Origin of the sequence: Paenibacillus sp. FSL K6-1330 (assembly GCF_037976825.1) — a bacterium.
GTDB lineage: Bacteria > Bacillota > Bacilli > Paenibacillales > Paenibacillaceae > Paenibacillus_AQ.
The window spans coordinates 6,554,105-6,574,122 of record NZ_CP150269.1; the positions used below are offsets into that span (position 1 = coordinate 6,554,105).

At 51.6% G+C, this 20,018-nt stretch carries 17 protein-coding genes; 2 read left to right on the plus strand and 15 right to left on the minus strand.

Annotation, left to right across the window (positions count from 1 at the left end):
- Nucleotides 1-538 precede the first annotated feature (538 nt).
- The 12 genes from NYE54_RS29920 to NYE54_RS29975 form a co-directional block, all read right to left on the minus strand.
- Complete coding sequence (locus NYE54_RS29920; protein ID WP_339268194.1) at nt 539-1,165, minus strand: hypothetical protein; 627 nt, start codon at nt 1,163-1,165, stop codon at nt 539-541.
- Between the two features lie 168 nt (nt 1,166-1,333).
- Nucleotides 1,334-1,900, minus strand: a complete 567-nt coding sequence (locus NYE54_RS29925) for a class I SAM-dependent methyltransferase (RefSeq protein WP_339268195.1) — start codon at nt 1,898-1,900, stop codon at nt 1,334-1,336.
- A 296-nt stretch (nt 1,901-2,196) separates the two neighbouring features.
- A complete protein-coding gene (locus tag NYE54_RS29930; protein WP_339268197.1) occupies nt 2,197-3,597 on the minus strand; it encodes a (Fe-S)-binding protein in 1,401 nt (466 codons plus the stop codon).
- A 16-nt stretch (nt 3,598-3,613) separates the two neighbouring features.
- Nucleotides 3,614-5,092 (minus strand): FAD-linked oxidase C-terminal domain-containing protein, encoded by a 1,479-nt coding sequence (locus NYE54_RS29935; protein ID WP_339268199.1) that lies wholly within the window; start codon nt 5,090-5,092, stop codon nt 3,614-3,616.
- Between the two features lie 185 nt (nt 5,093-5,277).
- A complete protein-coding gene (locus tag NYE54_RS29940) occupies nt 5,278-6,468 on the minus strand; it encodes an anhydro-N-acetylmuramic acid kinase (protein WP_339268201.1) in 1,191 nt (396 codons plus the stop codon).
- Nucleotides 6,469-6,471: 3 nt separating this feature from the next.
- Nucleotides 6,472-7,650, minus strand: a complete 1,179-nt coding sequence (locus tag NYE54_RS29945) for a DUF1343 domain-containing protein (protein WP_339268203.1) — start codon at nt 7,648-7,650, stop codon at nt 6,472-6,474.
- On the minus strand, nt 7,647-8,342 hold the full coding sequence (locus tag NYE54_RS29950) for a hypothetical protein (protein WP_339268205.1): 696 nt from the start codon (nt 8,340-8,342) through the stop codon (nt 7,647-7,649). The genes NYE54_RS29945 and NYE54_RS29950 overlap by 4 nt, the downstream gene beginning before the upstream one ends.
- A gap of 26 nt (nt 8,343-8,368) precedes the next feature.
- Nucleotides 8,369-9,475: a sn-glycerol-3-phosphate ABC transporter ATP-binding protein UgpC gene (gene ugpC / locus NYE54_RS29955; protein WP_215161917.1), complete on the minus strand. Its 1,107-nt coding sequence runs from the start codon at nt 9,473-9,475 to the stop codon at nt 8,369-8,371.
- A 14-nt stretch (nt 9,476-9,489) separates the two neighbouring features.
- Nucleotides 9,490-10,323 (minus strand): carbohydrate ABC transporter permease, encoded by an 834-nt coding sequence (locus NYE54_RS29960; protein WP_076325335.1) that lies wholly within the window; start codon nt 10,321-10,323, stop codon nt 9,490-9,492.
- A 33-nt stretch (nt 10,324-10,356) separates the two neighbouring features.
- Nucleotides 10,357-11,274: a sugar ABC transporter permease gene (locus NYE54_RS29965; RefSeq protein ID WP_339268207.1), complete on the minus strand. Its 918-nt coding sequence runs from the start codon at nt 11,272-11,274 to the stop codon at nt 10,357-10,359.
- Between the two features lie 131 nt (nt 11,275-11,405).
- The gene (locus NYE54_RS29970) at nt 11,406-12,800 is read right to left on the minus strand and encodes an extracellular solute-binding protein (RefSeq protein ID WP_339268208.1); all 1,395 of its coding nucleotides are present in this window, start codon (nt 12,798-12,800) and stop codon (nt 11,406-11,408) included.
- Between the two features lie 46 nt (nt 12,801-12,846).
- Nucleotides 12,847-13,683: a MurR/RpiR family transcriptional regulator gene (locus NYE54_RS29975; protein WP_076325332.1), complete on the minus strand. Its 837-nt coding sequence runs from the start codon at nt 13,681-13,683 to the stop codon at nt 12,847-12,849.
- 225 nt (nt 13,684-13,908) lie between these two features.
- On the opposite strand from NYE54_RS29975, the gene NYE54_RS29980 reads away from it, so the two are divergent.
- Both NYE54_RS29980 and murQ read left to right on the plus strand, forming a co-directional pair.
- Entirely contained in the window at nt 13,909-14,865 is a 957-nt protein-coding gene (locus tag NYE54_RS29980) for a BadF/BadG/BcrA/BcrD ATPase family protein (protein ID WP_339268210.1), read from the plus strand.
- 51 nt (nt 14,866-14,916) lie between these two features.
- Complete coding sequence (gene murQ / locus NYE54_RS29985) at nt 14,917-15,828, plus strand: N-acetylmuramic acid 6-phosphate etherase (protein WP_339268212.1); 912 nt, start codon at nt 14,917-14,919, stop codon at nt 15,826-15,828.
- 247 nt (nt 15,829-16,075) lie between these two features.
- Here the strand turns inward: murQ and NYE54_RS29990 are convergent, their stop codons facing one another.
- The 3 genes from NYE54_RS29990 to NYE54_RS30000 all read right to left on the minus strand — a co-directional run bounded on the left by NYE54_RS29990 (nt 16,076) and on the right by NYE54_RS30000 (nt 19,951).
- Complete coding sequence (locus tag NYE54_RS29990; protein WP_339268213.1) at nt 16,076-16,942, minus strand: SDR family oxidoreductase; 867 nt, start codon at nt 16,940-16,942, stop codon at nt 16,076-16,078.
- Between the two features lie 234 nt (nt 16,943-17,176).
- A complete protein-coding gene (locus NYE54_RS29995; RefSeq protein ID WP_076325329.1) occupies nt 17,177-18,139 on the minus strand; it encodes an MraY family glycosyltransferase in 963 nt (320 codons plus the stop codon).
- A 510-nt stretch (nt 18,140-18,649) separates the two neighbouring features.
- On the minus strand, nt 18,650-19,951 hold the full coding sequence (locus tag NYE54_RS30000; RefSeq protein ID WP_339268215.1) for a pyrimidine-nucleoside phosphorylase: 1,302 nt from the start codon (nt 19,949-19,951) through the stop codon (nt 18,650-18,652).
- Nucleotides 19,952-20,018 lie beyond the last annotated feature (67 nt).

Consider the following 20,018-nt stretch of genomic DNA (forward strand, 5'->3'; position numbering starts at 1 on the left):
TATTCTACTCCTAAGCCAAGGGAACCTCAATCATTTCCGTTAGGAATGTCTTCCTTCTGTTTATACGCGGGCGGGCACCGGAACGGTAGCGTATGCTTGCTGTATCCTCGGAGGCAGCTTCAGCTCGGCTGTAACCCAGAAAGTCATATGACTCTCCATAACCATAAACAGAATCAGGGCAGGCAGCATTTTATCTAACTTCGAACTTCATTTATTCAATGACAATCGTTTCTCCTCGTATCATAAATTATAATGTAAGGTTGCGCAGAAACGATAATTTTACACGCGAGATCACAATTCCTCTCTTTTTTCCTATATTCATTATTCGCCGTCCATGCCCCCGATATTCGTGAGGCCGGGTTCCGGCAGCGTCAGAGCAAGGGCAATGGCAGCCAAAATCACCTCAACCGCAATATCGCAAGCTCTACCATACATACGTATCAAAAGACCAAAGGAAACAAAAAAACTTTACCCCGACAATCGGCGATAAAGTTTCAACTCAGAAATAGGTTACAGGAGTATACATTTTACATTCCCTTTATTTTTCTCTTTTCTTCCTCCAAAAATAAAGCCATACCCCCGCTGCCAGCAGCACTACTGCAACTCCCCCCAAGACGGGCTTCAGTAAGAATGGAGATTGTCCTGAATTCTGACCTTCACCTGAAGGCACGCCCTCGGCAAACGTATCGGGCCCTGATCCCCGAGCAGATGCATCTTCCGGAGGGTATCCATCTCCAAGCTCGGTTAACTCTTTGCCTGCGGTGGAGAGGAGCTTCGTACCATCACACATCCCTGTTCTCAGCTGACCCGATTCTACAGATGCGAACACCAGGAATTCGCTCCCTACGGCAAATTGATCATAACCGCAGCTGGCTGATGACATAGCTGTTGTAAGCTCCGTCATCCCGGCCAATTCGCCCTTCCATACTTCCGTTACCTCTAACATAACATGAACCGGATCTGCGGATGACATCACCAGCTTGGGCTTCGGGCCAACCAGCTTGGTCACTTTGCCTGCAAATATCGCTGCACTCCGTTCCAAGCTCTCCTCAACCGTAGGCGGTCCTGCACAAGAACAGGCAAATACGTTGGCTGGTTTGACCGTGTACAGACTCACGAGCAGCAGCAAGCAGCTAAGCAGGATCATAACCATGGATTTTCTCATCAATGAATCACCTCAAACCTTAGACGGCCCCCTCCCCCAAAATGTTCCAGATGTATCAATATATGCACCGATCTGAGATCCGACCTCCACAAAACGTGGTGAGGCGGCGCTAGACGGCGGTCGATTTAAGGGGAGAGTCCATCCAGCAAGAGGCTTCATCGACATTCGCTATTTACTGGCGATGATCAGATAATGACGCTCTGTAGGATACTCGATGCCTTCCACATGCAGCCCAGCTTGCTCCAACAAAACCTTCATCACATGCGGATCAACCCGGTTCGGACGGGGAACCCGCTTCTCGGCTGGGTCCTCCTGCCACTCCAGACACAAGCATCGTCCTCCTGGTCGCAGCACTCTTGCCATCTGGCGGATGGACTCCTCCAGTTGATCGGTGATATGAAGGATCAGGGAAGCGATGACTCGATCCACAGCTTCATCCTGGAGGGGAAGCTTTTCCAACATGCCTTCCATCACCTTAATATTCGTGAGTCCCTGTTCCTGTGCACGCCCCCGCATCATGTCCAGCATGGCTGGCTCGGTATCCAGCGCGTAAACCGTGCCTTTCGTTAACTCGGCTGCCGGTATGGAAAAATAGCCGGTACCTGCCCCGATGTCAAGGACATCCACCCCGCCGCTCACTTGGAGCTTCTCTAGCAGCGAAGATGCCGGTAACTCCTTCTTCCTTTCGGGACTTTCCAATCGGTCTATGAGTGACGGATCAAAGCTCTCTTTCATGGTATCGCTTTCCTCCTCGCATGATTGCATTTTTGCTTATACGTACTAATGTGAACCCAGTGAGGGAGAACTCCCCTCATCGGTCTACCATACCTTTGATAGGAAACGATGTAAACCGGTTCGTTGCCTTATATCACTATATCGATCCTTATATCATAGTACTGATAAGATTAATGCAGGTTCGGAACCATTATATATAATAAATGGCCGCAACAGACACCCTGAATTATGATAATCAGGCTAAAAAGGGCATCCCCACGATCATAATGACCATGAAGTTGCCCCAATTTGTACAATTAGTCAGGCTTATCCTCAATCAGCACCTGCTCAGCCAGAAAATCCACAAGATGAACGGCCTCTACGCCATTTTGTTTACCGGCACGCTCGATCCCCCACTTCATCTGCAGCAGGCATCCCGGGTTCGAAGTCACGATGACCTTGGCTCCGGTAGCCTCCACATGTTCCATCTTGTGATCCAGAAGCGTGGTCGACATTTCCGTCTGGGTCAAATTATAAATGCCGGCGGAACCGCAGCATACCTCGGCCCCCTGAAGCTCGCACATCTGTACAGCCGGAAGCAGCTCCATCAGCTGTCGCGGCTCGCCTTGCACCCTCATCACATTGCGCAAGTGGCAAGAGTCCTGATAGGTGACGGTTATGGCCTCGTTCTGCGGGTTTTCCGCCTGAATCGGCGTAAGCGGCCGACCGAGGCTGTGCAGCAGCTCGGAGATGTCCTTCACCTGATCTGCAAAACGAATCGCCGCTTGCTGAAGCCGCTCATCCGGTTCTGCATGCATCAGATGATCGTATTCCTTCAGTAGTGCGCCACAGCCTCCTGCATTGCTTGCAATGTAATCCACGTCCGCTTCCCCGAAAGCCCATATGTTCTGACCGGCCAACTGCTTGGCATCGCCCATCTCACCAGCATGCGCATGCAGCGCTCCGCAGCATACCTGCTCCTCCGGAATGACAATTTCGAACCCGGCCTGCCGCAGCAGCCGTACGGTGTTCACGTTCGTGGATGCAAACATGACATCCATAATGCAGCCACGGAACATCCCGACCCGGCCAACCTTAGCCCCAGCCGCAGGGATAACCATTAGCCTTGAACCGCTGTCTGTCGTCTCGCGGCGGTAGGGCAAGCCAGCCTTGCTCCACAGCTCTTCCAGGCCGTCGCCCGTTACGGGAGGCAGCGCCTTCTCCAGCTGTTGGAGATGGTCGGGAAACAGCTTCATGGCTCCGGAACTGCGCGCAAACTTTTGAAGGCCGGATTTCTGGTAGAACGAAAGCGTCTTGCCGATCAGCTTTAGTCTTCCGCGATGCGGGAATATCCCTTGCAGGAACGTCTTACGGACGACTCGTACCGGCAGCGAATAAGGCTTCTCGGCCGCAATCGCCGCCCGGGTCTGCTCGATCAGCTGACCATATTTCACATCGGAAGGACAAGCAGGCTCACAGGCTCTGCAGCCCAGACATAGATCCATCTGGCTCCGAAAGCTCTCATCCGGCTCCATCAAACCATCCACAACCGCTTTCATAAGCGCAATCCGCCCGCGGGGGGAGGCAGCTTCGAGCCCTGTCTCGAGGAAGGTCGGACAGGCGGTCTGGCAAAACCCGCAACGCATACAATTCGTCAATTGATCCTCATCCAGCGTCAACTTTAACGATTGTGCAAGCTTCTCATGGGTTGAACTCATGCGCGTTCGCCTCCTCTCACGATGTTTCGATCTTCTGATCCTGATCCGAAGCTGAGTCCCGCTCTGTCCGCTCCGCCTGCTCTGTCCGCTCCTGGAAGACAATTCGCTTCCGGGTTTCCGCAAACAACTTGCCGGGATTCATGATCTGGTGCGGATCAATCGCATCCTTAATGGATTTCATCATCTTGATGCCGGCTTGGCCCACCTTCCATTCCAGGTATGGAGCCTTCACGATACCGACGCCATGCTCACCGGTAATGGTGCCCCCCATGGCAATCGCCACCTCAAAGATTTCGGCGAATGCCTGCTCCACGCGGTGAATCTCTTCCGGGTCACGGGCATCCGTCATCGCGGTCGGATGCAGATTGCCATCCCCAGCATGGCCGAATGTGCAAATCTGCACGTCGTATTTCTGGGCGATACGCTGAACTTCAAGCACCATGTCCGCAATTTTCGAACGCGGAACCGTCGCGTCCTCCAAGATCGTGGTCGGCCGCAATCGGGATAGCGCGGCAAGCGCGCTCCGTCTCGCCTCCATTACCTTCGCACCCTCCTCTGGTGTCTTGGCGATGTTGAGCTGAACCGCGCCAGAAGCGAGACATATCTCCTCCAGCTTCTTTAGATCCCGCTCCACATCATCGACATTGCCGTCCTGCTCGATCGCCAGCATCGCTTTGGCGTGAACCGGCAGTCCGATTTTGGCAAATTCCTCAACCACCTGGAGGGTCGGCTGATCCATGAATTCCAAGGTACACGGGAAAATATGATTCGCTATAATATTCGAAACCGTTCGGGCCGCCGCGTTAAGATCGTCGTAGACGGCAACCATCGCCTTCCTGTATGAAGGCTTAGGAATCAACTTAACCGTGGCCTCGGTCAGAATGGCTAGCGTACCGCCTGATCCTACCAACAGTCGGGTCAAATCATACCCTGCCGCGTCCTTCACCAGCTTGCCGCCCGTACGCAGGATGCTGCCATCCGGCAATACGGCTTCCAGGCCAAGGACATAATCCTTGGTCGTTCCATACTTCAAGCCGCGCAGCCCGCCAGCTCCCAGAGCGATATTACCGCCCATCGTGCAGATAATCATGCTGCTTGGATCCGGAGGATAGAACAGCCCTGTCTGTTCAACCGCCAGATGAAACTGCTTTGTATTCAAACCGGTCTGGAAGGTCGCGGTCAGGTTATCGGCATCGATCTCCAGCAGCTTATTCATTCGGGTCATGACCACAATCAGACCGCCCTGAAGCGGAATGGTCCCTCCGCACAGATTGCTGCCAGCCCCCCGCGTAATAACGGGTATGCGGTGTTTTGAGCAAATTTTAACGATGTCGGATACTTCCTGCGTGCTTCCAGGAAAGATAACCCCGTCCGGCATCGCTTGATATAGCGGCGTAGCATCATAACTGTAAGAGACGAGACTTTCCGGATCGTCCTTGAACCACTTTCCGCCAACCACGGCGGCCAGCTGCTCGCGAATAACAGATTCCAGCACGTTGTTTCCCCCTCCCCTATACGGGTTTGACTACAACAAAAAATAATCAATTTACTTATCTAATCGCTGTTTAACATTATCTATCCACCATCGCTTGGCATTACCGTCCCGCGGTCTTTAATGAACGGTTATGCTCGGGTTTATGTTCGGACTAAGCACAGGTTTATGCACGGTTGCTTCCTCCGCTATGGCAGGGCCAGCTTCCCCATAACGGTTGGGCGATCGGCTCCCGTCGCCGCAGGCAAATTGTTAGGAACACCGAGCATGAAGTCATTGCCTAAGAGTGCAAAAATGACGGCTTCTTTGGCATCGTCATCAAAGCCCAGCGCCTTGGAGGTCATGACTTTCTGTTCCGGCAGCAGCTCGCTTAACATGGAGAGCAGCGTCTTGTTGTGGGCTCCTCCGCCGGTCACGATCACTTCATCGATCTTGTAACGAGGAAACACGTATCTCACATAGCTGTCCGCAATAGTATGGGCGGTAAACGCCGTAGCCGTTGCCATCACGTCCTCATCCGAAAGCTTCCTGAGCCTGGCTTGTTCCAGAAATGAAATCGCATAATTATGACCAAACCATTCTCTTCCCGTTGATTTGGGCGGCTCGGCGTGAAAATAAGGATGCTCCATCATCTCGCTTAACAAGGCCTGATCCGGGTTGCCTCGGGCAGCCCATGTTCCGCTGTCGTCATACGAAAGCTGCCCTCCGGACAGCATATGGACTACAGCATCCATGATCATATTGCCGGGCCCGGTATCAAAGGCCAGCACATCCGCAGGATCCGCCCCTGCGGGCAGCGCCGAGCAATTGCCGATCCCGCCGATGTTCTGCAGCAGCCTTCCACGCTGCGGGTGCCGAAACAGGATCAAATCTCCGTAAGGAGCAAACGGAGCCCCTTGCCCCCCAACCGCCATATCTGCGGGACGGAAGTCTCCTACCGTAAGTTTGCCGGTATGCTTGGCGATAACGGATATATCACCGATCTGTAGAGTCGAAGCGACAGCATAGGGATCACCTTGTTCAGGTACAGGCTGATGCCAGATCGTCTGTCCATGTGAACTTACCAAATCCACCTCATCGATTCGCATGCCGGCATCGGCGACCACTTCCAAGACTGCCGCCCCGAACTGATACCCCAGGTATGCATTCATACTGCATACAGCTGCGCTATTGGAATTCTCTTCACTGCACAAATCGCGCAGCCGCTGACGGAGCTCCGGTTCGTATGGCTTGCTATAGTAATGCAGCAGTTCAACCGATGCCTCGAGGCCGCTTCCGTGTATGCGGACGATGGCCGCATCGATGCCGTCAAGCGAAGTGCCCGACATCAGGCCGACCACAACGGTCGGCCCTCCATCCTTCCATGGTGAGAACATCATACTTTACGCCTCCCCATACAGCAGGTAAGGAGCCCGCATCATTCTCCACCGCTCCGCATCCTTGCCCCATTCGGCAACAATGCGCTGGAGTCCGGCTTCTTCGTGGATATGCCGTCGGACATCCTCGCTGCCCGTCAGTAAATCAATAAAATACCGGTTGCGTCCCTCCGGTGGGGTAAGCCACTGGAACTGATCCGGGTACATTCGGCTAACCAGGTTCAGCAGCACAAGCCCTGTACGCACAGCTTCCACTTTTGCCGAATTCGTTACAAACAACATCACCCCGCCGCAGCCTTCGCCCTGATGCTTCGAGAAGGTGGGTGTCATGTACATGGAATGGGCAAACACACCTGGCAGTCCGTACGAGTTGAATGCCTTCGCCAATTCTTCTCCATTGACCCATGGAGCACCGATCCATTCAAACGGCCGGGTCGTCCCCCTGCCTTCCGAAAGATTGGTCCCTTCGAAGAAGCAGGTCCCGCTGTACAGCCGCACCGTATCCATCGTAGGAATGTTCGGGGAAGGCGGTACCCACGGAAGACCCGTGTCGGTATAGACCATGTCGCGCGTCCATCCTTCGAGCTGAATCACATCCAGATCACATCCGGTCCCCCGCAAGTCATTGGCCATGCGCGCAAATTCGCCAATGGTCATCCCGGTGCTAATCGGAATCTGCCATCCTCCCACCATGGATTCATATCCCGGCTGCAGCAAGCCGCCTTCACAGCGCTCACCGCCAAGCGGATTCGGCCGGTCCAGGACAAGCAAGCTCTTGCCTTGCTCAGCGCATGCCTCCATGACATAGAGCAGCGTGGTCAAATACGTGTAGAAACGGACACCGAGGTCTTGAATATCGAAGATGACCGTGTCCACGTTCTTCAGCATGTCGGCATCCGGTTTACGCCGCGAACCATACAGGCTGTACACCGGCACGCCGAATACCGGGTCCACTTCATCATCGACGTGCTTGCCTGCCTGCAGCTGACCGCGCAGCCCATGCTCGCAAGCAAACAAAGCCGTCAATTCGGACTCGGGTAAGCCTGCAATCACCTCGATAGATGAACGAAAATCCGACGTAAGCCCCGTCGGATTCGTGATGACGCCAAGGCGACGACCCGTAAATTTCTCATGCTTGATGTTCGGCAGCATATCAATTCCGCTCCGCACGTTGCTTCTCATCATATGCTTACACCTCTCGCTTCCGAGGCTACCACACCGTCTTCCACCGGTTTGGCCTCTTCCGGATTCAGTACATTATACGTAACCTTGTGCTGGTATATAGCCCACATACCGTTAAACAAAAATCCAAAGGCAACGACCGTAACCATCAGCGGAATCGCAACGCAGAAGGCTTGAAAGCATGCGCCCAATGTATAGGCCGGAAACTTCAGGAACAGCTTGACACTGTGGGCCATGGCCTTGAAGATGCCCATCCCTTCCTGAATGACAAGCTGAAAGGTGTAGAATTGGGAGATGAGCGCCATGACAACAAAATAAGTTTGGAACACGCCAATCGCAAGATAGCCGATCCCCTCTTTGCCTCCGTAATACCACCAGGTGGACCATAGAATCAATGTCATCACCACGAAGAAGAAGCCCATGACGACGGCGGGTCCAAGCCCTTTAAGCGCACCTTGAAACACGTCTTTCAGCCTGGACTTGCCCCGCTCCGTTTTGCGGTGATAGGCATAACAAACACCATAGAACAGCGGCATATACAGAACCGGCAGCAGCACCAGCGCTACCCACAGCGGCACAAACATAACCACCGTTACGAGCACCAGCGAGGTAATCATGCTGTATAAGGCCACCGCCGTAATCTCACGGTAAATCTCAACCCCGGTCTTCTTCAACACATCATTCAGCTTGCGCATAGCTTTCCTCTCCTCTTCGTCGTTGTTTACCAATCGATACGCTGCTCCGTCTCAGGATCGAAGAAATGCACTTTATCGAAATTGAAAATGAAGGTTTTGTCCATGCCCGGATAACCCGTCGTTTCCGGATGAACCTTCGCGGTAACGGTCCGGTTTCCTACGCGGAAGTACACCAAATTCTCAGAACCGAGATGTTCAACGACCTGAACCTTGGTGGAATACTTGTAATCCAGATTGGTTGTGCCTGGCATATCCTCGCCAGTAATATGCTCAGGGCGAATCCCCAGAATAAGATGCCCATTGTCGTATTTGCTCAGCGCACCCGCCATCGCGTCCGGAATGGTAAATGCCCCGCCTTCCATGCGGAGGACATTTCCTTCCTTCTGCACATCGATGAAGTTCATCGGGGGGGAGCCGATAAAGCCAGCCACGAACATGTTCTGCGGATTCGCATACAGCTCGGTTGGTGATGCGATCTGCTGGATAATGCCGTTGTTCATCACGACGATCCGCTCACCGAGCGTCATCGCTTCAACCTGATCATGCGTTACATATACAATGGTGGCTTCCAGACGCTTGTGCAGCTCAGACAGCTCTACCCGCATCTGCACGCGAAGCTTCGCATCCAGGTTCGACAGCGGCTCATCAAAGAGGAACACCTGCGGGTCGCGCACGATGGCCCGCCCTACCGCCACACGCTGACGCTGTCCACCGGACAGCTCGCGCGGCTTCCGGTCAATCATCGACTCCAAGCCGAGAATGGACGCCGCCTGCGCTACCTTTTGCTCAATATAAGCCTTGGGCTTCTTCAAGTTCTTCAAGCCGAAGGAAAGATTCTCGCGAATCGTCATATGCGGATACAGCGCATAATCCTGAAACACCATGGCGATATCCCGGTCTTTCGGATGAAGATTGTTCACCACCCGGTCGCCGATGACGATATCGCCGGACGTCTGACGCTCAAGGCCTGCAATCATGCGCAGCGAGGTGGTTTTGCCGCAGCCGGAAGGACCGACAAATACCACGAACTCTTTATCATTGATCACAAAGTCCGACCCCGCTACAGCGGTAAAGGTCCCTTTGTTGTCGTCTACAAATTCTTTTCGTATATTACGGAATTCTACGCGTGCCATAACTTTGCCTCCTTCTAGCCTTTAACGGCTCCAATGGTGATGCCTTGCAGGAAATAGCGCTGAAGCGAGAAGAACAGGATCATCATCGGCAGTGCCGCGACGGTTGCTCCAGCCATAAGTGCGCCGAAATCGGTCGTGTCCGCATAAACGAAGGAAGCCAGACCGACTTGAATGGTCCTCATTTCCGTCGAATTGGTCACGAGGAAGGGCCAGAAGAAATCGTTCCAGGATGCAACGAACGTGAAAATCGCCAGCACGGCAAGACCCGGTTTAGCCATCGGAAGAATGACTTTCCAGAAGATGCCGAATTCCCCGCAAGCGTCGATACGCGCTGCATGAATCAGAGAGGTAGGCAGCGATGACATGTACTGCTTCATCAAGAAAATATTGCCCACGCTTACAATGCCGGGAAGAAGTATAGCTGTGTATGTATTCCCCAGATCAAATACGTCAATCATCAAAATATAGAGCGGAATCAGCGTCACTTGCGCCGGGATCATCATCGTGCTGAGCAAAACCCAAAATACCGCTTTGTTCCCTGGGAACTTCAGCTTCGCAAAGGCATACCCTGCGAGTGAGGCCAGGAATACGTTGGTCACCGTCAGGATGGACGAGATCAATAAGGAGTTAAAGAGCCATCTCATGACGTTGGTTTTGCCAAAAAAACGCTCGTACGGGGCCACGGAAAATACGTCCGGAATCATTTTCGGGATAAACGAAGCCGCTGATTTGGTGTCCTGCACAGAGCCAATCAACATCCAGTACATCGGAATGATCGTCAGAACGCTCCATACCACCAAGATGACCGAAGCCACAATCAGCATGATCAATTTTGATCTTGATTTCATAGGTGCACCCCCTTTTAGCTTCAGAAATATGCATTAATACTCCACGTCGGACGAGAAGTATTTGAACTGAATGATGGAAATGACAATAATCAATGCGGCTAATACAAAAGATTGCGCTGCTGCGAGTCCAAATTCATAGAAGTTGAAGGCGGTGCTGTAAATCAGGTAGGCGATGGTTGTCGTCGCGAAGTTCGGACCGCCCTGCGTCATCAGATACACCGAGATAAATACCTGGAAGGACGTAATGACACCCGTCACCAGCAGATACAACGTGGTTGGTTTCATCAGCGGCCACGTAATGCGCCAGAATTTGGACCAACCGCTTGCATGGTCAATATCCGCAGCTTCATAGAGGGATTTGGGAATCCCGCCCATGGCAGCCAAATACAGAATAATGCCCGCACCATGAGAACCGAGCCAGTTCATCAAGATGAGCGAAAAGAGTGCGGTGTTCGATTTGCCGAGCCATATGACCGGGTCAAATCCGAACAATCCAATGAAGCGATTCAACAGCCCCGCATGGGTCGGATCGTAAATCGCGAGCCATACGACCGAGATGGTGACGCCGGAAGCAACGGCCGGCAAATACATCGTAGCCTTGAAGAACGTCTGCCATTTATTCTTCATCTGAAAAATAAAAAAGGATAACGCATACGTGATGACAATGTTAACCGGAACGGTACCGATCGTGAATAAAACCGTATTCCTCATGGATTTCCAGAACACTTCATCCTGTACCATCCGTGTGTAATTGTCCGTTCCAATCCATTCGGAGCCCATCACGCTGTATTCCTGAAAGCTCATCAGAAAAGCGGAGGCAACAGGGTAAAGTGTAAATACCAAGAACAACAGTACGGGAGCCAGAATGAATAAATACGCCCATCCATATTCGCGTAGATAACCCTTCATTGGGGGACGCGAGGGCCGGGTTTGCGCCGGGGCAGTCTGCATTTGATTTCCTCCTTTGCGCACAGGTGAAGTATTTTCATGAAGCCTTTTGAAGCCTGGAGTGGTTGGTTTAAAAAGGGAGTGACCCGTTTTGTTCCTGCTAAGGACAACGGGACACCCCCTTATAACTTCAATTACTGTCCTAAAATTTGTTTGCCTTTATCCTTGAAGTCCTGTGCGATCTGCTCCGGTGTCTTCTCTCCCGAAAACAGCGCCTGAATGTTCGGCTTCACCACTTGCTCCTTGAACTTCTTCTGGTTGCCTGAGGCATCTGCATCGAGGTTCAGGGTCACCGGAATTTCTTTGAAGTTTGCGAAAATTTCCGCTGCTTTAATTGTGGATTCCGTACCGAGTCCTTTGCCTTCATAAAACTCCGCTTGGGATTTGCGAACGAAAGGCAACACCAGTTCATTCGCGGAATTGCCGGCTTTCGCGCCGCTCAGTCCTTCCATGATCAGGAACGTGTTCTTCGCATGCTCTTCGCCTTTATCCTTCTTCTGTTTGAAAGCGACATAGCCTTCACCAAACATGGATGTCTTGCGCTCCGCCCCGTCATTATGCGGAACCGGCAGCAGGACGAACTCGATTTTCGCGCCTTGGACCGTACCGCTGTCAATATCCTTCGCGCGGTTCTGGAGCATCACATCGTAGTAAGGAATCGCTTTGGACACAACCGCGGCTTCCTCTGCATAGAACAGATCCATCCGTTTCGCCGGCGTAAGCGCGGCAGTCTCGGCAGGCAAATGCCCGGCTTTCATCAGATCGGACACGAATGTCATCGTGTCCAGAATCCGCTCGTCGTTCCATTGAAACTCGCCTTTATCGTTCAGAACGTCCGGCATGCCGTTGCTGCGTGTCAGCATTTCCATGAAGTCCAGGGAAGTACCGTCCGTCACAAGCGCATACTGCGTATTTCCGTTCGGGAGCTTCTTGGTCAGCTTCTCGGCAGCTGCCTTAAATTCGGTCCAAGTCCAGCCGTTCTCTTGAATAGCCTTCCAGTCGATGCCTGCTTCTTCAAGGATCTTCTTGTTGCCGCCCCAAGCCCAGAGGGATTGGTACAGCGGAAGTCCATATTGTTTGCCCTGGATTTGGCCCAGCTCAAGCGTTCCCGGCAGGTAGTCGTTTTTGATCTCGTCTGTAATATAAGGGGAAAGCTCCAGTGCAAGGCCCGTATCCACATAAGCTCCATCCACTGCGTGGAAATAGAGGTCAGGCGGGTTACCGGCATTCAAGGCCACGTCGAACTTCTTCGGACCTTCAGCCCAGGAGAGCACTTCGGTTTGGACCGTAATGTGCGGATATTTTTCTTTCAAATCCGCCACATGCTCTTTCAACTCATCTTCGTATTTACCATGAACCGGATAAGTCCAGACGACAACCGTATCCTGCTTCGGTGCGGCCTCACCGTTTCCTTCCGAAATGGTCCCGGATCCGCCTTCCGGAGTCTTCGCCCCGCCGGATCCGCCGCAAGCTGCGGTAAACACGAGCATCAAAGAAGCCAACAATGTAAGCCAACCTTTTTTCTTCATGTACTACTCCCCTTATCATTTATATATTTGTGGTTTTCGCTATCAACTACAACCGCTTGATCGCTTGCCGGCTCTCATCCAGGTATTTCACTGAATTCTCGTAATTCCGACTGGCGACGCCCAGATATAAAATATCGATAAGATTAAGCTGCGTAATACGAGAGGACATCGCGCCACTGCGAATCTCGTTCTCCGTGGAAGAGGTGTACAAGGGAATGTCTACCGATCGGCTCAAGGTAGAATCACCGTATTTGGTAATGCCAATCGTCTTGCACCCCTTCTCCCTCGCAATGGCTGCTGCGCGGATCACTTCATCCGTTTCACCGGAGTAGGAAATGCATACGGCCGTATCATCTGGCGTCAGCAGTACCGCCGAGGTGAGCTGAACATGTGGATCCGGAAAAGATATGCATACCTTATTAATCCGCAAAAATTTCTGTTGAGCATCCATCCCGATCAGATTGGAAGCCCCTACCCCGAACATGAAAATGCGCTTCGATTGATCGAGGGCCAGAACGGCCTCTTCTACCTTCCCTTCCTCCATAATCTTCATCGTATCCCGAATCGATTGAATGTTGTTGTTCGAGACGTTCTGTATAATTGCAGAAATGCTGTCATTGGGCCGGATATCCTGATACCCGGTGGCTAATGGCTCCTGCAAATCTCCAGCTACCTTCAGCTTCAGATCCTGATAGCCTTTGAAACCCATCGTTTTGCACAGGCGTACTATGGCAGCCTGACTGGAACCGCTTCGGACTGCAAGATCCGCGACCGACATCTGTATCATCTCTGCCGGTTCCTGCAAAATGAAGGCTGCAACTTTGCGCTCGGACGGATTTAATGAATCATACACCTCACGCAATCGAACCAATCCGCCGTTCATTTCTTGCCCCCCTTTACAAATAATCCTCTGATGATCATTCATATGTAACATTACTTTACACAACTTGAATGAAAGCATGACTGGTATCGCTTTCAATATCAGTGGATTGAGTTTATTATAAATTGTATGAAATTATATTTCAATACATAATTCATGATTTAAAATTTTATTTTACAACACTTCTGTTTTCTCCTATACTGGTTATAGAAAGCGAAGTGGTTCAATATGGAAATTTTTATCGGTGTGGATGGTGGCGGTACCAAGACCGAAGCAACCGCTATCAACAGCGCTGGAGAAGTGTTGTCCCGGTTTACCGGAGGTTCCACCAATCCCTACATTGTAACCTTTGATAAAGCGATGGAGGAACTCCGAACGGTGTTGGATGGGCTTCTGGCACCTCTTTTTAATAAGTCATTAATATTCACATCAATATGTCTTGGAATGTCAGGTGTAAGCTCTGCAGAAGAACGACGTCGTGTTCAGTCCTTCCTTCATTCCTATTTCCAGCAGCGGCAGCTCTCGATGCGTATTTACATGCGCTCGGAAGCCGAAATTTCATTAATGGCCGTACTGGAACGTCAGTATGGAATACTTGCGATCTCGGGAACCGGATCCAATACCTATGCTATAACCAAATCGGGAGACATCCACCGCGTCGGTGGCTGGGGACATCTTCTCGGAGACGAAGGCAGCGGCTATCAGATCGGACTTCAGGCTCTAAAATCTGTCATTAAGAGCCACGAGGGCATTTTGCCACCCACCATCATGAGCAACCTGATTGTTGCAGCCTATCCTCTCCAGCATATTACCGATCTCAAATCTTACATTTACCAGCCCGCTATAACGAAACAGGATATCGCTTCCTTCGCCCGCTGCTGCATAGAAGCAGCCGAAGCCGGTGATGAAGCGGCAAACCGTATCATCCGGCAGCAGGCAGAAGAACTGGCCGATACAACAAGCGCTCTCATCAGGCGGCAAGCTGAATTCGCAGAGAGTGAACTCGTGCGGATCGGCTCGATCTTCAAACATTCGCAATCGTTTCGGGAAACGTACACTAGCATTCTGCTAACGCGTTATCCCCGCCTCCGGTTCCCCGAAGGAAATCGTGAACGTACACCCGCCCATGGCGCGGCCCTGTTAGCCTGCAAGCTATTTACAGACGGCGTCTCTGACTTGCTGTAGCTTTACATCAGTGCCCGTCCATATTCCAAGGCAAAAAAGGAGACCTGTCTCATGACGAATATTCTAAGTCAATTGACAACCGAACAGCCTCATGAAAATACGCAGAACATTGATCAGTTGAGCTCAGAACAAATTATGATCCTCATCAATAGCGAGGATAGCCTGATCACCGATGCGATCCGCGAGCTTATTCCTCTTATAGCCAGAGCGGCAGATCTCGTAGTAGAGGCTTTCCAGAAGGGCGGCAGATTGTTCTATATAGGTGCCGGAACCAGCGGTCGAATCGGGATTCTGGATGCATCCGAGTGTCCGCCTACCTACGGGACAGACCCTTCTATGGTGCAGGGATTGATCGCCGGTGGTTTCAGAGCCGTGAAGGAAGCTATCGAAGGTGCCGAGGATAGCGAGGAGTTAGGTGAACAGGATATCCATGAAAACGGGATCAACGAGAAGGATGTTGTCATCGGCATCGCTGCAAGCGGCCGCACGCCCTATGTTCTTGGTGCAATGAGACGCGCCAAGGAGTGTGGAGCCGTTGTCATCGGACTCTGCAATAACTACGAATCGCCGATGCATCAGTACGCGGATTTTGTGATCGAAGCTGTTGTCGGACCGGAAGTGATCATGGGCTCCACGCGGATGAAGGCCGGTACTTCGCAAAAGCTGATTCTGAACATGCTGACAACGACCGCCATGATTCGAATCGGCAAAGTGTACAAAAACCTAATGGTCGACCTCAACCCGTCCAATAACAAGCTTGTGCATCGCGCCAAACGCATCATCACCCTGGCAACGGGAGCATCTGAGGATGCTGTTGAGAAGGCATACCATGAATCGGGCGCCCATGTCAAAACCGCCATCGTGATGCTTCTGGCTAATGTCAATGCCGTAGAAGCGTCCAAACTCCTTGACGGTACCAGCGGATTTGTTCGCAGCGCGATCGATATGAAAACGACGAAGTAGCATATTTCGTGCTTCTATGGCCTATCATGAACATCGATCGTAAAATGAAACGGGATATCCCAAGATCATGTTGATCTGGAGATATCCCGTTTATTTGTTCGCCAGCATGGACCTTCATTTACTGTTAGTCGTCACCATACTAATGGGCCGATTGGTCTCGTCGTTCCTTGTAGTCCGATCATGCCCTTATCGGATCAATCAGATTTAGCCTCACTCATAGAACCGAGCCTTCTTGAAATGCATAAGTTCATCGACCCTTGTCCGACTTCCAACCTACCTGTTGTTCACTCCATGCCCACAGGCGAGCGGCAAGTTTCGGATCCCTTGCCTTCTCGGTGGTCTTGGCCGGTTTGCATTTAACGTAATATTCCCCTGTCACATGCTCTACTTCAGGGCTTGAAGCCAAGTAAATCGCTGTCCGCGCACCTTCCTGCGCGGTTAGAAAGAACGGACCAAGCAGCTTATGGACCGCTTTGCCAAAGCCTGTATCCCGGTTCACGCCAATGCTGGTACTCACTGCACCGGGATGGAGCGCATTGACCGTTACCTTTGTCGGCTGCAGCCGACGAGCCAGCTCTTTCGTAAATAAAATATTCGCCAATTTGGACTGCGCATAACCTTTGACCACATTGAATCCTTTACCGAGATTAGGGTCATCCAAGTGGATGCTGCCCACTTTGTGTGCGCCAGAGGATACGTTCACAACCCTCCCCTGGCGGGCACGCTGAAGAGGCTCCAGGAGCTCGTTCGTCAGTAAAAAATGCCCCAGATGATTGACCCCCATCATGGCTTCATATCCGTCCTGCGTCAATTCCCGTTTGAGGGTGACCACACCCGCGTTGTTTACCAATACATCGAGCCTATCGTATTTGGCCTTAAAGTCGGAAGCAAAAACTCTGATGCTATCAAAAGAGCCCAAATCCAATGTCATCAGCTCAATTTTCGAGCTGCCGCTCTCTTGTAACGCTTGCCGAAGAGCCGCTTCTCCTCTGGCTTGGCTCCGACAAGCCATGACGACGTGCCCTCCCCCTTTGGCCAGCTCCACGGTTGTCGCCAGGCCCATTCCGGAGTTCGCTCCTGTCACGATGATGATTTTCCCTGTCATGTCATTCATCCACAGACCTCCTGCTTCGTATACCTTCTACCATTGTAATAAAAAAAACGTCTATCGACGTACTTTCTCAGAAGACAGACCGCATTTAGCGGAAGTTTTTCTTGCGAGATAAGGATGGTAAGCCTCTGAAGTTTATACTTTCTTATCTCTAAAAAAAAGTCCCGCCACCAACATCCATTTGGAGACGAGACTTTAATAACGCACTGGATAAAGCTTATGGCAGGCTTAAACTCCTCAAGCACCGCCATTCATCGCAAGTATGATGGCAGCCAGACCGAAACAGAGATTCAGCAAGCACAGAAATACTAGCGTCTGCTTCTGATTGAGTCCCGTTGCCAGCAAACGATAATGCGCCTGGGATGCATCGGCCTGATAGATCGGCTTCGACTGAAGCATTCTGCGGATGACTACAATGATATTATCGAAGATCGGCACGCCCAGTGCGAAGATTGGAACGAATAAGGACGCCAGGGTTGCCCCTTTAAACGCACCATCCAGAGCAATAATCCCGAGTATGAACCCAAGGAAAGTGGCTCCGGCATCCCCCATAAACACTCTGGCCGGCGGCTTGTTGTACTTTAGATATCCTAGCGCGGCACCTACAAGAATGACAGCGAGGAGCGCGGACTCGCCTCTGCCCAGCGTAATCGCCACAACAAACAGCGTACCTCCGGATATGGCGGAGAGTCCTCCGGCAAGACCGTCGATGCCATCCGAGAAATTAATGACTGTCGTTACACCGAATATCCACAGAATCGTTAAGATGAGCTGCAGCCATTCCGGCAGGTTAATATACTGACCCGTAAACGGATTGTTGAATCCTTCAAACGCGATGCCATAGCTGTATACAACGACGGCTGCGCTGACCTGTACAATGAGCTTCGGCAGCGATGCCAGCTCCTTGCCCTGGGACTTATACCAATCGTCCACGAGGCCAATCCCGAGAATCAAGGCGCTACCGATAAAGATACCTACCGCTTCCCTTGAAATGACACCGGTAAGTGCAAAATAAGTGATGAAAAATCCGATAAATATGGCGATTCCCGCCGTCAGCGGTATCGGCTCGCGGTGTATTTTCCGCTCGCTGTCCGGCCTTGGCTTGTCCACAAAATCAAGCTTGATCGCAAGCTTGCGAAATGGCGGAATCAGGACCAATACCAGCACCATAGATATGACAAACGCTGCAAAATATAGCATAGTTTCCTCCCAATAAATGATGAATAATGGAGAACATTGCAATCTAAGTATATGACTTATATCGAACTCTATCAACCTATTAGAAAGAAAAAGACTGCTGCATCAGTAGAATTTCTACTTAGCAGCAGCCCTCCCGGACTTTACAGGTTAAGACTCCTTCTTCACCGCAAGTCCGATGATCATAACGATAAGTGCCAGCAAAGCAATCAACTGATCGATGGTCATGGCCAAAAGCCTCCTTCAAGCAGGATGACTCTTGCCCGGGCTACACATCTCCCTCTCCCGTTAAATGCCTTACGTTTTCCCCACTACCATCTTATGAGGGCTTCCACCCGTTTTATGACGGGGACCGCCAAAAAAACCTGCCCCCGTTTATAAAAAACGGGAGGCAGGTTTGCAGCTTAGCTTTGAAAATGAGGCACTAGATGAGCGATTCGCACAAGCAGTGGATGCTCACCCTGTTGTCCTCAGTGTTCCGTTTATGACATCGCTTCGGATTAAGGCTTCACCTTACTCCGTCACAATGTCATAAATCAATACTGGCGCATCCGCATGATCTGCAATCCGAATGCTCTCATACAGCTTCTGCTTCACGTCATCTACGTTCTCGCGGTTAGCATGAATGGTTACAAGGGAATCGCCCTTCTTCACGGCATCGCCGACCTTCTTGTTCAGCATCAGGCCTACAGCCAAGTCAATCTCGGATTCCTTCGTTGCACGACCGGCTCCAAGCAGCATCGCTGCGGTACCGATCTCATCCGCTACCAGCTCCGCGACAACACCGTCCTGCTGTGCAGGAAGCTCAATCAGATACTGCGCCTTCGGCAGTCGGTCGGGGTGATCCACCACGGATGGATCTCCGCCCTGGTTCTGGATGAATTCCTTGAATTTCTCCAATGCCTTGCCGTTGCGGATAACCTCTCTTAACATCTCTTCGGCATCTTCAAGCGAATCTGCCTTTTGAGCAAGGAAAACCATCTGCCGGCCTAGAGCCAGGCACAGCTCCTCCAGATCCTTCGGACCCTCGCCGCGAAGCGCATCGATTGCTTCCTGTACTTCCAGCGAATTGCCGATCGCAACCCCAAGCGGCTGACTCATATCGGAAATGACGGCCATCGTTTTGCGGCCGACATTGTTGCCAATGCTAACCATGGCGTGTGCCAATTCCCTGGCATCCTCCACGGTTTTCATGAACGCGCCTGCTCCGGTTTTAACATCCAGTACAATCGCATTCGAGCCTGCAGCAATCTTCTTGCTCATAATGGAGCTGGCAATCAGCGGAATGGAATTAACGGTAGCCGTCACATCCCGAAGCGCATACAGTTTTTTGTCCGCCGGGGTGAGATTCCCGGTTTGGCCGATGACGGCGATTTTATGTTGATTCACAAGGTTCACAAATTCATCTTTGCTGATCTCCACATGAAATCCTTCAATGGACTCCAGCTTGTCAATCGTTCCTCCGGTATGGCCGAGGCCGCGTCCGGACATCTTCGCTACGGGAATATCCAGTGCCGCTACAAGCGGAGCCAGAACGAGTGTCGTGGTGTCGCCTACGCCCCCGGTGGAGTGTTTATCAACCTTGATTCCCTCAATTGCGGACAGATCAATCGTTTCTCCGGAGTTTACCATTGCCATCGTCAGGTCCGCCCGCTCCCGATCGGTCATGTCCTGGAAATAAATCGCCATGTTCATGGCGCTCACCTGATAGTCGGGAATATCTCCCTTGGTATATCCGTCGATGAAGAAATTGATCTCTTCGGTTGTCAGTTCCTTGCCGTCTCGCTTCTTCGCAATTAAATCAACCATTCTCATCGTACATTCTCCTCACTGTTTGCGATGATTGTGTTCCTTCCACGGGCACTACAAATGCGGATTGTTC

Coding starts and splice junctions, on each gene's coding strand:
- NYE54_RS29990 (WP_339268213.1), bottom strand. CDS start 16,942: ATGAATGACATGACAGGGAAAATCATCATCGTGACAGGAGCGAACTCC.
- NYE54_RS29975 (WP_076325332.1), bottom strand. CDS start 13,683: ATGAACGGCGGATTGGTTCGATTGCGTGAGGTGTATGATTCATTAAAT.
- NYE54_RS29970 (WP_339268208.1), bottom strand. CDS start 12,800: ATGAAGAAAAAAGGTTGGCTTACATTGTTGGCTTCTTTGATGCTCGTG.
- NYE54_RS29950 (WP_339268205.1), bottom strand. CDS start 8,342: ATGCGCAAGCTGAATGATGTGTTGAAGAAGACCGGGGTTGAGATTTAC.
- ugpC (WP_215161917.1), bottom strand. CDS start 9,475: ATGGCACGCGTAGAATTCCGTAATATACGAAAAGAATTTGTAGACGAC.
- NYE54_RS29945 (WP_339268203.1), bottom strand. CDS start 7,650: ATGATGAGAAGCAACGTGCGGAGCGGAATTGATATGCTGCCGAACATC.
- NYE54_RS29940 (WP_339268201.1), bottom strand. CDS start 6,468: ATGATGTTCTCACCATGGAAGGATGGAGGGCCGACCGTTGTGGTCGGC.
- NYE54_RS29960 (WP_076325335.1), bottom strand. CDS start 10,323: ATGAAATCAAGATCAAAATTGATCATGCTGATTGTGGCTTCGGTCATC.
- NYE54_RS29925 (WP_339268195.1), bottom strand. CDS start 1,900: ATGAAAGAGAGCTTTGATCCGTCACTCATAGACCGATTGGAAAGTCCC.
- murQ (WP_339268212.1), top strand. CDS start 14,917: ATGACGAATATTCTAAGTCAATTGACAACCGAACAGCCTCATGAAAAT.
- NYE54_RS29930 (WP_339268197.1), bottom strand. CDS start 3,597: ATGAGTTCAACCCATGAGAAGCTTGCACAATCGTTAAAGTTGACGCTG.
- NYE54_RS29995 (WP_076325329.1), bottom strand. CDS start 18,139: ATGCTATATTTTGCAGCGTTTGTCATATCTATGGTGCTGGTATTGGTC.
- NYE54_RS29965 (WP_339268207.1), bottom strand. CDS start 11,274: ATGCAGACTGCCCCGGCGCAAACCCGGCCCTCGCGTCCCCCAATGAAG.
- NYE54_RS30000 (WP_339268215.1), bottom strand. CDS start 19,951: ATGAGAATGGTTGATTTAATTGCGAAGAAGCGAGACGGCAAGGAACTG.
- NYE54_RS29980 (WP_339268210.1), top strand. CDS start 13,909: ATGGAAATTTTTATCGGTGTGGATGGTGGCGGTACCAAGACCGAAGCA.
- NYE54_RS29920 (WP_339268194.1), bottom strand. CDS start 1,165: ATGAGAAAATCCATGGTTATGATCCTGCTTAGCTGCTTGCTGCTGCTC.